Origin of the sequence: Burkholderia sp. Tr-20355 (genome assembly GCF_017104685.1) — a bacterium.
Lineage (GTDB): Bacteria > Pseudomonadota > Gammaproteobacteria > Burkholderiales > Burkholderiaceae > Burkholderia > Burkholderia seminalis.
Window position 1 is genome coordinate 1 of sequence record NZ_JAAGPK010000199.1, and the last position, 12666, is coordinate 12666.

Annotated in this window: 11 protein-coding genes; 4 read left to right on the forward strand and 7 right to left on the reverse strand. The window is 67.1% G+C overall.

All coding sequences use genetic code 11. From position 1 onward, the window contains the following. On the forward strand, positions 1-350 hold a 350-nt coding region (locus G3N62_RS30810; protein ID WP_206141399.1), incomplete at its 5' end, for a tetratricopeptide repeat protein. Positions 351-707: 357 nt separating this feature from the next. On the opposite strand, the gene G3N62_RS30815 is transcribed toward G3N62_RS30810, so the two are convergent. The 4 genes from G3N62_RS30815 to G3N62_RS30830 all read right to left on the reverse strand — a co-directional run bounded on the left by G3N62_RS30815 (position 708) and on the right by G3N62_RS30830 (position 6159). Beyond that, the gene (locus tag G3N62_RS30815; RefSeq protein ID WP_167361878.1) at positions 708-1835 is read right to left on the reverse strand and encodes a fimbrial protein; all 1128 of its coding nucleotides are present in this window, start codon (positions 1833-1835) and stop codon (positions 708-710) included. A gap of 37 nt (positions 1836-1872) precedes the next feature. Continuing rightward, positions 1873-4503, reverse strand: coding sequence for a fimbria/pilus outer membrane usher protein (locus G3N62_RS30820; RefSeq protein ID WP_124670231.1), 2631 nt, complete (start codon positions 4501-4503; stop codon positions 1873-1875). A gap of 200 nt (positions 4504-4703) precedes the next feature. Further along, entirely contained in the window at positions 4704-5516 is an 813-nt protein-coding gene (locus tag G3N62_RS30825) for a fimbria/pilus periplasmic chaperone (protein ID WP_311767578.1), read from the reverse strand. A gap of 52 nt (positions 5517-5568) precedes the next feature. Further along, positions 5569-6159 carry a fimbrial protein gene (locus tag G3N62_RS30830; protein WP_034189185.1) on the reverse strand — a complete coding sequence of 197 codons (591 nt, stop codon included), beginning with the start codon at positions 6157-6159 and terminating at the stop codon, positions 5569-5571. 1024 nt (positions 6160-7183) lie between these two features. Here G3N62_RS30830 and G3N62_RS30835 point away from each other — a divergent pair. The 3 genes from G3N62_RS30835 to G3N62_RS30845 all read left to right on the forward strand — a co-directional run bounded on the left by G3N62_RS30835 (position 7184) and on the right by G3N62_RS30845 (position 9323). Beyond that, on the forward strand, positions 7184-8101 hold the full coding sequence (locus G3N62_RS30835) for a biotin--[acetyl-CoA-carboxylase] ligase (protein ID WP_124670232.1): 918 nt from the start codon (positions 7184-7186) through the stop codon (positions 8099-8101). Continuing rightward, the gene (locus G3N62_RS30840) at positions 8098-8883 is read left to right on the forward strand and encodes a type III pantothenate kinase (RefSeq protein ID WP_124670233.1); all 786 of its coding nucleotides are present in this window, start codon (positions 8098-8100) and stop codon (positions 8881-8883) included. Before G3N62_RS30835 ends, G3N62_RS30840 begins: the two co-directional genes overlap by 4 nt. 197 nt (positions 8884-9080) lie before the next feature. Beyond that, on the forward strand, positions 9081-9323 hold the full coding sequence (locus tag G3N62_RS30845) for a hypothetical protein (RefSeq protein ID WP_034189182.1): 243 nt from the start codon (positions 9081-9083) through the stop codon (positions 9321-9323). A 16-nt stretch (positions 9324-9339) separates the two neighbouring features. On the opposite strand, the gene rfaE2 is transcribed toward G3N62_RS30845, so the two are convergent. The 3 genes from rfaE2 to G3N62_RS30860 all read right to left on the reverse strand — a co-directional run bounded on the left by rfaE2 (position 9340) and on the right by G3N62_RS30860 (position 12547). Then, a complete protein-coding gene (gene rfaE2, locus G3N62_RS30850; RefSeq protein WP_006477674.1) occupies positions 9340-9825 on the reverse strand; it encodes a D-glycero-beta-D-manno-heptose 1-phosphate adenylyltransferase in 486 nt (161 codons plus the stop codon). Positions 9826-9975: 150 nt separating this feature from the next. Next, on the reverse strand, positions 9976-10854 hold the full coding sequence (locus tag G3N62_RS30855; protein ID WP_034189181.1) for a diiron oxygenase: 879 nt from the start codon (positions 10852-10854) through the stop codon (positions 9976-9978). 466 nt (positions 10855-11320) lie between these two features. Continuing rightward, positions 11321-12547 carry a patatin-like phospholipase family protein gene (locus tag G3N62_RS30860; protein ID WP_034189180.1) on the reverse strand — a complete coding sequence of 409 codons (1227 nt, stop codon included), beginning with the start codon at positions 12545-12547 and terminating at the stop codon, positions 11321-11323. Positions 12548-12666: the final 119 nt, after the last annotated feature.

Consider the following 12666-nt stretch of genomic DNA (forward strand, 5'->3'; position numbering starts at 1 on the left):
TCCCGGCCGCCGCGTATTACCTCGGGCTGATCTATCGCAGCGGCTACGGCATCGCCGCCGATCCGGTGCAGGCCGCGCACTGGTTCGAGATCGCGTCGCGCGCGGACATCCCGGCCGCGGATTTCATGCTCGCGAACGCGTACCGCGACGGCAGCGGCGTGCCGCGCGACGACGCGCGCGCGCTGGCGCTCTATCGCCGCGCCGCCGAGCACGAGCTGCCGGAGGCCGTGCAGACGCTCGCGATGGCCTATCGCAACGGCGAGCTGGGGCTCAAGCCCGATGCGGATGAATTCCACGCGCAGTGGATCGAGACCGCGCATGCGCTGAAGCATCCGGTTGTCGCGCCGTGACGAAAACCCGGAAAGCGACGCATCAGTTCCGTCGCTTTCCGTTACTTGGCACGTTACCCATCGATGCCGGATGGTGCCAGCCGGTCTCTTGCCGAAGCACCAATGCCGCCTATATCGGCCTGATCGATGGCGTCGCGAGCCAGTGCGCAGCCACGAGCGCGCTCACCAAGGCACCTCGTTGAATCCATGATCTCCCTTCCCCTGGGTCCATTTCCCTCGCATTGGCGCCAGGTGATCTTGCCGAAGAGCGCAACGTCATAGCAGGCGAGCCCGCCACCACTCGCTGCGGCGGGCGGCGCCCGGGCAACAGGCGTCCACCATGACTAACCATGGCATCGACGTACCGCGCGTTCCGATTTACTGATAGGAAAACGTGATGCTGCTCTTGGCCTTCACGCTGCCGGGGCTGATCTTGGCGTCCGTCTGCACGTACTTCACCTCGAACGGAATCGTGAATATCTGAGCGCCGGACGCGGTATTGCCGACCAGCCACTGGTTGACGTTGCCCTTCCGCGACGAATCCGGACCATACATGATGGGCTGCGTCTCGTCGCGCTTGTACAACCGCAAGCCAACACCCGCGGCGGAAGAGTCCGGGCCGAGACTGAGCGTATTGCCGGTATTGGACGGATTGCTCACGTCCGTCATGGTCGCGTAGACCGCGACGTCCTGATCGCATGCAATGCCGATGGTGAACCGGTTCGACGCGCCCACCGTGGAGCCGACGCCCTTGAAGGCATAGGTGGCAACGGTCGGCAGCGTGATCGCTTGGTTCCCGCCCTGCACGACCTTGCATCCACGGCTCTTGGCTTCGACTGTGAACGCGCCGAGGGTCAGCGAAAGCGGTGTGGCGACGGGCTTCTTGTTGCCGTCCAGCGCGATCATTTTCGCCACGACTCGCGGTGCGAAAAAATGCGTGCCGGACGGCACCGGGCCTGTCGCAATGAGTTTGATCTGCGTGGTGAATCCCAACGACGTTTGTCCGCCACCGGTCGTCGTGCCAGGCGCCGGATAGGTCTGGGTTTGCGGCGGCGCGACGCTGATCCAGTTGCTCGCATTGGGATCCTTGATGCCGATGACATAGCCGACCCCGGGAATGCCCGTCGGGTAAACCGGATAGGACTCGCCGTCGGACTGATGCGTGAGGCCGTTGATCGGCGCATCCTGCGGAACCGCATTGGCAGTCCAGCCGGGACAGTTGGCGATGTCGAACGCTCGCTTGTCCGTGACCTGACCGCTCCAGCCGCCGATCTGCGCGCCGAGCGGGTTCGCATCGGCCGGCCCACTGAACGTGAGAGGACTCGGAAGCGTGACGATCATCGAGTTCGCCTGGCAGGCGGCAAACGCGGGATGAGCAAGCATCGCGAGCAGCGAGAAAGCGAATGCCTTGATGAAACGCGGCGCCGGCGCGTGGAAATTGAATGTTGCACGCGGCAACAGAAGGGGGGCCGACGCGAGAGGCGATGCAAACGGTACTCGTTTCATATCGATTCCAGAAGGGTGCGGGGGCGTAACCCGCGAATCAAAGCGCCGCGGCATGCGTCTTCGCGCCGCATACGCCCTTGATCGGCTCGAAGGAAGCCGGCTTGTTGTTGCCTTGCTTGACCGGCAACATGTATTCGATGCGGCAGATCGAGCGGGCGTCGTCTCCCCACTTCACCGTGAGTTCGCCCTGGTCCTTCAGGCCGCGCACGAAGATCTTGCTGGCCTGGCCGACGACGCCGAGGCTCTTGCCGGTATCGTCGGTCACGGCCGCACCGAACGGCAGCGGCGTGCCGTCCGCCCGGCGCGCCTGGATCACGGCGGCGCGCCCGGTATCGGTGTCGAACCTGAGCAGCGGCACGGCGCCGGCGCGCGGCGCGACCTGCTGACTCGTTTCCTTCAGTTCGACATCCATCGAGATGCCTTTCGGGTCGAGTTCGACCGTGTTCATGTTGTACGGCGTGAGGTAAGGCACGATCGCGTAACCGCGGTGGTCGACCCGCGCGCCCGACGCGCTCGTGAGCCGTGCACCCTCCGCGCCCTTGGCCTCGACGATGGCGAACGTTTCCGACAGCGGTTGCGACAGCGTGATGCCGCCGCCGTGCGCGACCGCCGCGCCGCGAATGCCGACCGAACCCTGCCGGTAGTTCGAACTGCCGCCGGCACTGACGTTGAACTCGGCGAAGCGTGCGCGATATGTGACGTTGCCGCTGCCGTCGGTGCTCGCGCTGCCCTGGCCGTTCGTGTGGTTCGCGGCGACGCTGTACGACAACGCGTTGTCGACGCCGAGCGAGCCGGACAGCATCGATTGCAGTTGCGTGCGGCCTTGCGTGTCGTGCGACAGGTTGCTGGTCAGCATCGTCGAGCCGGACTTGCCGAACGGAATCGTCGCGCTGGCGTAGTACAGCGTGCTCATGTTGCCGCCGACATTGCGCTGGCGCGTGGCGGACAGGCTGTACGAGATATTCCGGAACGAATTGTTGTAACCGACCGAGTAGTCGATGTCCGAGCCCGAGCGGTTCCAGTAACTGGCGGCCGACGCGGTCAGGCTCAATTGCCCGCCCGATTTGCCGAGGCGCTGGCTGACCATCAGCGATGCGCGATTGCGCTGCCGCCAGACGGTGTCGACCGAATAGCCGTTGCGGACCGAGTCGCGGGCGCTCATCGCGTCGTTGAGGTTGAAATAACCGTTCGTCGAGTAGCGGTATGCGGCGATCGATACGTCGGTGCCAGTCGATGCGACGGACTTCGAATAGCTGATCCGCAGGCTCGAGCCGCTGAAGCGTTTCACGCCGGGAACCGACGTGACGGCCTGCGTGAAGTCGAGACCGAGCGCGCCGACCCGCGTAGTGAAGGCGCCACCCAGCATCGCCGCCGTATAACCGGCCGCAACCGTCACGCCACCGTATCCGGTCAGCAGGTTCGTCAGGCCGCGCTGATAGGTGGCTTGCGCGAACAGCGGGTTGCTCGTGCCCTGCTGGTTGCGCAGCGCGCCCGCGACGAAGCTGTAGCGCTGGATACCGGGTCGCAGCGACAGCGGAACCGCCGCATAAGGGACGGAGAACGTATGGACGGAACCGTCCGCCTCGGTGACGGACACGCGCAAGTCGCCGCCATAACCGGTCGGGTACAGGTCGTTGATCTCGAACGGACCGGCCGAGACGGTCGTCTCGTACAGCGTCACGCCGTTCTGGCGGATCGTCACCTTCGCGTTGCTGTTCGCGACGCCGCGTACGACGGGCGCGTAGCCGCGCATCGAGTCGGGCAGCATCCGGTCGTCGGTCGACAGCCGTACGCCGCGAAACTGGGCCGAGTCGAACAGCTCGCCGGACGTGAACGTTTCGCCGAGTACGAGTTGCGACGACAGCGCGGGCAGATCGCGCTGCACGTAGGTCGACACGTTCTGATAGCGGCTGCCGCCGCGCTCGGACCACGAGTACGAACCATTGTGGCGGAAGTGCCAGTTGCCGATATTGACGCCGCTGTTCAGCCCGAGATAACCCTGCGTGTCCGCACGGCTGCCCTTGACCTTCGAACTGTAGACGTTCAGGTTGTAATCGAGCATGCCGACAGGCACGCCGTCGTCCCACTGGTCGGGGCTCACATAGCCTCGCGCACGGCGTACCAGTGACGCCTGCGGGATGCTGAGCGTCAGGCGCTGCTCGCTGAAGTCGAACGACGCGCTTGCCTCGGGCACGAGCTGGCCGATACGCCGGCATTCTCCGTCGATCGTGACGGCCTTGACGGTTTGCGCGGGAAGTTTCGTGAAATCGATGCCGATACGGCGCAGCGTTTTCTCGTCGAAGCAAGGCTGCGCGTCCGGCGTGCCGGGCGCGGCCTTGAATTCGATGTCGTATCGACCGACCCAGTCCTCGCCGACGACGAGATCGACGGTGTAGGTACCCGGCGCGGTGACGTTGCCGCGCGCAAAGCGCGTGATGTCGACTGCCTGGCCTGCGCCGTTGCCCAGGAAGTCGGGGTCGAACTGGGCCTGCGCGACGTCGATCTGCGCGACCTGTAACGCTTCCCGGGCAGCGGGCACCGCGGTGTCGGTGTTTGCGCGGCTGTCGATCGACCAGACGGCAAGGGCGGACAGCATCAGCACGGACATCGGCTTGAGCCGCGGCAATCGGGTCTCATCCGGACGAAGATGTCGGATCGACGATGTCATTCCTGAGGACTCCTATTTGCGTCGGATTGAAATCGAAAACACGGGCCGGGACATGGGCGCCCGATGGGCGCGGATGGCAAGGGCGCTCCGGGAGAGGCAAAAAGGCCATGAAGCGGCGCGCGCCTGCGCAATCACGCACGACGCGTTACACGAGTAGGCGCTGTGTCAGGCAGCCCTGCCGGCGAGCAGCCGGCTCGGCGTCATTGCATCGAAACGGGCATCTCGTGGTTGGCCGAGGCGCCCCAGTCGTTGATGCTGCCGAACCGGACACGCGCATCGGCCGCGGGCGGCGCCTTGAGGTCCGGGACCGGGAAGGCCTGGGTGCCGCCCGGCAGGACGTAGCCCGCGCCCGCATCGTATTGATGGCCGCTCGATTGAAGCTGCACGCTGCCCAGGTTGACGACGTAGGGCGTCGGATTGGTCGCGTTGAGCACGTAATGACCGCCGGTGCCGCGCACGACTTGCCAGCGGACCTGCGCCGGCGCGTTCTGCGCGCTGCCGGGCAGGTTCTGCGGGCGGAACATGATCTTGATGCGCGTCCGGAACGCGACCTGAAGCTGGTTGCGCTCGGCGTTCGCGATCTTCGGGGGGATTTCCAGCACGTTGAGCCAGAACAGCGATTCCTTGTCGGCAGGCAGCGGCTCGTTCGCATACAGCAGCCGCAAGGTTTGCCCCTTGTTCGGCTCCATGCGGAACATCGCCGGCGTCAGCGTGAACGGCACGTCGACGGCTTCCGGCGACGCATGCGCGTCACCTTTGTCGATCCAGGCCTGGATCAGCGCCGGCCCCGGACCATCGTTCGTCAGCTTGATCGTCATCTCGCGCTCGTTGCTCGGAAAAACGACGCGCGTCGCGGAGATCACGACGCTCGCGCAGGCTTGCGAAGCAATCAGGACGGTGGCCAGAGCGACGGTTTGGAGCGATTTTCTGATGACGTTCATGTGAACTCTCGAAGGGTGCTGGTCGTTGATGTCGACGGGCGGCAAGGGGATGGCCCGCGGGGCGGCATGCATCGGCACACCGCCCCGGGCCCGTCGAACGAGCGGGCCGGAACAAGCGCGAGACTTACTGGTAGATGAGCGAGTACTGGACCTTCGAATTGGCCGAACCGCCGGTCGCCGCGCCCGTCGCCAGGTATTCGGCGAAGAAGTTCAGCTGGGCGGTACCGTCCTCGCCGATCGAGACGACTTGCGAGTTCTGGTCCAGCGAGTTCGCGCCGACCTTGATCGGGGCTTGCTGGTCGTTCAGGACCTGCAGGACGACGTTCTTCGCTTCGGGCGCTTCGATCGTGCCCTTGTCGAGCGACAGCTTGCCGTCGGCCGTCACGTTCGTTGCGTTTTCAAACATGACCTGGACCTTCGTCGGGTTGCCCTTCGAATTGTCGCTATCCACCGCGCAGCCCGTCAGCTTGAAGCCGAAGGCCGTGCGGCCGGCGACCGCGCCCGCGGCGTTCAGCGAGCCCGAGCTGACCGTCGGCATGGCGACCGACTTGTTCGACGTCGCGCCCGCGGCCGTACCGTCGATCTTGCAGGTCGCCGCGGTAACGTTGCCGGTGAACGTAATGGTGCCGTCCGCCGCGTGGGCCGCCGATGCCAGGCCGAGGCCTGCCACGGCCAGAAGGGTCGAAACGATCTTGGTGCTGGTTGCGAGTTTCATGGTATTGATCTCAAACGATGGTTGATGATTTGAAACGTGCATGCATCATTCGGTGCTCGTGTCTAAAAATGACGAAGCGCGATTCGAAGACCATTATCGAAATTTCGGACAATTTATCGAATTGGACGCGACCGATTTGATTTGCTTTTCAAATAGGACAAGTACGATATTTAGGTTTTTCGTTTGATGTCCCATATGAGCGGACCCGCGAGCCAAGCCGGTCATCGACCAGGAAGACGCGACCCGTTGTGACCGGAGTGCAGGTTGGGGACGAGTCAGATTTCTTCGATGCTTTTGCGGTATCGCGAGTGCGAACGACCACCCGAAGCCTGCTGTTGGCGAGGATGCTTTTCGTCGGCTTCTTCTGTCCGGCGTATCGCGCGCAGAAGCCCTAGCTTGCGGATACGTCCGAGTCGCGGCGGCAGCGCCGATCGCCCCGGCCGGCATCTCCGCGTCGCGCGACGCATTGGTACCGGGCACGCTGATCGGCACGCGTGCGCTGAAGACATCGACCACAAATGCGCTGTACAACGACTGTCCGACAGATCGGGGCACAGCGGCCTGACATGGCACATTCGTTCCGAACGTGACGTATGTCCTCGCCGGGCGTTCGCATCCCGTTTATGAAACGGATGCGCCGGGAATCGGATACGCTGCCAGGGCCAATGCGGAGAGTTGGAGCGGAAATCCTCGAATTCATGGGAAGGCAGTGACGCGACGCCCGCCGCAACCCGTGATATCGGACCTGAGAAATGATGGCGCAATCTCGCGGCCCGGCGACTCATCCGCGGTCCTCTTTCATCTCGAATTGGCGAAAATCGCGCAGCCCCCCAAACGCGTGACCGCAAATCGGGAATCAATCACGAAAATTCGAAACCCCGAATAACGATCGTCCCCTTGGCCGACAACGCCACGCGATGGCGTCGAGCATTCAGCGACGACCCGGCCCCGGCACCGCAAGGGGCGTATCCCCGTCTCCCCGCTTCCCGACGCGCCCCCGCCCCCTGTCGCTACAATAGGCGCCATGAACGCCCCCACCTCCTCCGACACGCCCGAATCCGGCGACGCGCACATCGCGCGCAACCGGCTCGAGGCCCATCTGGACGCCGCGCCGCGCGCGTGGCCGCTCGACATCGTCGCCGCCACCGGCTCGACCAATGCCGACGTCTCGGCGCGGCTCAAGGCGCTGCCGCGCAACGCCCAGGCACTGCCCGCGCCGCTCGTGCGCGTCGCGTTCGAGCAGACGGCCGGCCGCGGCCGGCAGGGCCGCCCGTGGTTCGCGCAGCCCGGCAATGCGCTGCTGTGCTCGGTCGGCTGCATCGTGCCGCGCCCCGTCGACGCGCTCGGCGGCCTCAGCATCGCGATCGGCGTCGCGCTCGCCGAAGGGCTGGCCACGCTGCCGCTCGACGCGCGCGCGCGCGTCGTGCTCAAATGGCCGAACGACCTGCTGCTGATGACCGACGACGGTGCGCCGCACATCGTCGGCAAGCTCGCCGGGATCCTGATCGAAACCGTCTGGACCACCGCCGACGCCACCGCCGTCGTGATCGGCTTCGGCATCAACGTGCGCGGCGCGGAAGCCGTCGCCGCGCAGGTCGATGCGCTGCGCGCGCGCGAAGCGACGCTCGCGAGCGGGCTGCCGCCCGCCGCGCTGTCGGTCGCATGCGCGTCGGCCAACCTCACCGATACGCTCGCCGCGTCGCTGAACGCGCTCACGCCCGCGCTCGCGCAGTTCGGCACCGACGGCCTCGCGCCGTTCCTGCCGCGCTGGCACGCGCTGCACGCGTATGCGGGCCGCGAAGTCGTGCTGCTCGAGCAGGGTGTCGAACGTGCGCGCGGCATCGCGACGGGCATCGACTCGACCGGGCAACTGCTGCTCGACACGCCGGACGGCGTGCAGACGATCGCGGCCGGCGACGTATCGCTGCGCGAAGCGCAATGAGCGAGCCGCACCTGCTGATCGACGCCGGCAACAGCCGGATCAAGTGGGCGCTCGCCGACACGCGGCGCACGCTCGTCGATACGGGCGTGTTCGGCCACACGCGCGACGGCGGCGCCGATCCCGACTGGTCGCGCCTGGCGCGGCCGCACGGCGCGTGGATCTCGAACGTCGCCGGCACCGACGTCGCCGCGCGGATCGACGCGCTGCTCGACGGGCGCTGGCCGGGCCTGCCGCGCACGACGATCCGCGCGCGGCCCGCGCAATGCGGCGTGACGAACGGCTATACGACACCCGAACAGCTCGGCAGCGACCGCTGGGCCGGCCTGATCGGCGCGCATGCGGCGTTTCCCGGCGAGCATCTGCTGATCGCGACGTTCGGCACCGCGACGACGCTCGAGGCGCTGCGCGCGGACGGCCGCTTCACGGGCGGGCTGATCGCGCCGGGCTGGGCGCTGATGATGCGCGCGCTCGGCACGCACACCGCGCAGTTGCCGACGCTGACCACCGATATCGCGAGCGGGCTGCTCGCCGGTGCGCAGGCCGAGCCGTTCCAGGTCGATACGCCGCGCTCGCTGTCGGCCGGGTGCCTGTATGCGCAGGCCGGGCTGATCGAACGCGCGTGGCGCGACCTGGCCGAAGCCTGGCAGGCGCCCGTGCGGCTCGTACTGGCCGGCGGTGCGGCGAACGAGGTCGCGCGCGCGCTGACGGTCCCGCATACGCGGCACGATGCATTGATCCTGTCCGGGCTCGCGCTGATCGCGGCCGAGGCCGCGCAGGATTGACGGAACAGGTGCCGGCAGCGCGCCGGTACGTGACGGTGCGGGTCCGGACGGACCCGCGTCACACCGACGATGCGGGGCGCGCAGCGCGGCTGCAACCGCCCGCGCAATCGATCGGCGCGAACCATGAAAAAGCCGGCCATGCGGCCGGCTCGACTGAATGACGTGAACCACGTCGATGACGACAAGGAGTTTCGACGATGCTGCGCTGGCTGATCGCTGTTCTCTTTCTCGCCAACATGCTCGCGTTCGTGGTGGCACGCGGCGTGTTCGGGCCGCTGCCGGCGGCCGGCCCGCGCGAACCCGGCGTGCTGTCGCGGCAGGTGCGGCCCGACGCGCTGCGCGTGACACCGCTCGCGCAGGCGACCGACCAGCCCGTCATCGGCGGCCCGATCGCGCCGCCGGCGGTCACGACCGCACCGCTCGCCGCGTCCGCGCCCTGACGGCGCCGGTCCGCGCTCAGGGCTGCTGCGCGCGCACCTTCTTCAGCAGCGCGGTGGTCGAGCGGTCGTGCTCGAACGGAATCGCCAGCGCACGGCCGCCCCAGCCGCGCACGAGCGCCGATTCCGGTAACGCATCCATGTCGTAGTCGCCGCCCTTCACGAGGATGTCCGGACGGACGGCCTCGATCAGCGACACCGGCGTCTTTTCCCCGAACGTCACGACCCAGTCGACGCTTTCCAGCGCCGCGAGCAGTGCCGCGCGGTCTTCTTCGCGATTGATCGGCCGGTCGTCGCCCTTGCCGAGCATGCGCACCGACGCATCGCTGTTCACGCCGACGATCAGGCACGCGCCGAGCGCTTTCGCGTCGGCGAGATACGTGACGTGGCCGCGATGCAGGATGTCGAAGACGCCGTTGGTGAACACGACGGGCGACGGCAGCGACGCGCGCAGTGCGACGAGGGCATCGCGGGTGATCAGCTTGCGTTCGAAGGTAGCGGACATGGTGGAGATCGGACGGAATGAACGATGGCCCGCGCAACGGCGGCGCCAGTTAAAAAGCCCGCCGGGCTGGCCAGGCGGGCTTCATGCAACGAATACGCGACGGCGCCGTGCGGCCGGCGCGCATCACGCCGGCGGCGGCACCTGCCGGCCTCAGGCCGGCTGCGCGGCCGACGACGGGCCGCTTTCGGCCTGCAGGCGGCCGGTGACTTCCTTGCGATAGCGGTTCAGCTCCTGCGCGGTCGCGAACGTACGCTCGAACAGGATCGACAGGTTGTGCAGGATCCGCTCGACGACCTTCTTTTCCCACTCCCCGTCGAAACGGATCTGCTCGTCGAGCCAGCGCTCGAGCCATTCCGGATCGGGCAGGCGCGACTGCACGGTGTCGCGCGGGAACAGCGCCTGATTCACGTGCAGGTTGGTCGGATGCAGCGGCTTCTCGGTGCGGCGCGCCGACGCCATCAGCACGCCGATCTTCGCGAACGCGGCGCGTGCGACGTCGCCGCAGTTGTTCAGCGCCTTCTTCATGTAGCGCAGGTAGGCGCCGCCATGACGCGCTTCGTCGCGCGAGATCGTTTCGTAGATCTGCTTGATGACGGGCTCGGTGTGCCAGTCGGCCGCGCAGCGGTACCAGTGGTTCAGGCGGATCTCGCCGCAGAAGTGCAGCATCAGCGTCTCGAGCGGCGGCGCCGGGTCGAACTGGAAGCGCACCGCGTGCAGTTCCTCTTCGGTCGGCACCATGTCCGGCTTGAAGCGGCGCAGGTATTCCATCAGCACGAGCGAATGCTTCTGCTCCTCGAAGAACCACACGCTCATGAACGCGGAAAAATCGCTGTCGTGCTGGTTGTCGCGCAGGAACATTTCGGTCGCGGGCAGCGCCGACCATTCGGTGATCGCGTTCATCTTGATCGTCTTCGCCTGCTCGTCGGTGAGCAGCGAAGCGTCGAACTTGTCCCACGGAATGTCCTTCTCCATGTCCCAGCGGACGGCTTCGAGCGACCTGTAAAGTTCCGGATAAAGCATCGTGTTCATGATGGTCCCACCCCTGTTCTGCGCAATGCGACTTCTCTAAACGTGACTGTTGCCGCGCCAGCGCGCCACGCGCGCTTTTTGCAGCCAAGACTCAAATTTTACGCGGGAAACCGACCCGCCGGACGTTGATTCCTCGTCCGGCAGCCGTGCGGCCGCGTCGCCGCCGTTGGGCATGCCGCAGCCGCGCTCCGTTCGGACGGAGCCGGCCACGCTTGCCTGCGTTGGGGGCCGGCGCTGGCCGGCTCGTTGGCGCGCCCGTCCCCTGCCCCAGGCGGGTTCCCCGGAGGGTCCCGTGCGGATGCCGGATCGGCGGGCTGCTCGATATGGTGTATACGGCGGCGGCCATGATATCACGCGTGCATGACGGTTCCGAGACGCTTGCCCGGTCGCGCGCCGCCCACCGCGGTGCGGCGATCGGTCGCGGGCAACCGTCGCGAAAACGCAACCTTACATTCCCCTGCGCGTGTCAGACCCGTATTTTGCCGGCCGCGTGGCCGCCTTCCGGCGGCGTGCCGGCCGCCGTCGCGCCGCTGCCGTCCGCCTGCGCGATCCAGCCGGCAAGCGTGTCGCGCTGCGCGCGCCCGTCGACGTAGCCGAGCTCGATCAGCTCGCGCGTGAATGCCTCCTCGAACAGCAGGTAGCTCGCGAACGACGCGCCGGCCGGCTGGCTGCCGCCGATCGCGCCGAGCAGCCCGCGCATCGTCGCCGGCATCTGCTTCAGGTGCTTCGCGGCGATCAGTTCGATGCGCTCGGACGGCGCGATCGCGAGCACGTCCACGTGCCGCCAGCCGCTGTCGACCTCGACCTGGTGCGGCAGGTGCTCGATCATCCGGTTGATGTGCTCGATGCGTTCGATGTCCGAACCGATCGAGTCGAGGAACACGCTCGCGAGTACCTGCTGGCCGATCTGCGCGAGCGTCGGGTAGCCGCGCACCAGCCCGGCGCCGTTCGCGGCCGGGATTTCGGGGCGCGGGTCGGCCGCGCCGATGACGACGATCCGGTCCGCACCGAAGTGGATGGCCGGCGACAGCGGCGCGATCTGCCGGATCGACCCGTCGCCGAAGTATTCGATCTGCCCGTCGAGCACGAGCGGCACGGCCGGAAACACGAACGGGATGGCCGACGACGCGAGCAGGTGCGACGCCGACAGGTCGACGAGTCGCGCGGTGCGCTGTGCGCGCCGCCATGCCTGGATCGGCTGCGCCGCCTGGTAGAACGTCAGGTGCCGGCCGCTCGAATAGCTGAGCGCGGTGATCGAAAGCGCATGCAGCAGCCGCGCCTCGAGCATCTGCTCGATCCGGTGGAAGCTCAGCTCGCGCTGCAGCAGGTGTGCGAGCGGCGTGTTGTCGAGCAACCCGCGCGGCGAGCGGCGGGCCGCCCAGCCGAACGTCATGGTCGCGAGCCAGCGCGCGCCGGCGGCCGCGATGCCGAGCCAGTCGCTGCGATACACGTAATCGGCGCGCAGCGGCTCCCAGAACTCGAGCAGGCGCCGCACGCCGTGAGAGAAATCGTCCGCGTGGCTCGCGAGCGACGTCGCGTTGATCGCGCCGGCCGACGAGCCGCACACCACCGCGAACGGCAGCGTGTGCCGCTGCGGATCGGCTTCGCGCGCGATCTCGGCCAGCGCCTTCAGCACGCCGACCTGGTAGGCGGCACGCGCGCCGCCCCCCATCAGAACGAGCGCGAGCCGCATGATCGACCTGCTACCGGCGCCGCGTCACGTCGAGCGCTTCGGCGGACGCGTTTCGGGCGACGAAGCGGCGGCGGCGCGCGCCGCGGCGGAGCCGGACGGCTTTGCGCGCTTCGCGGCGG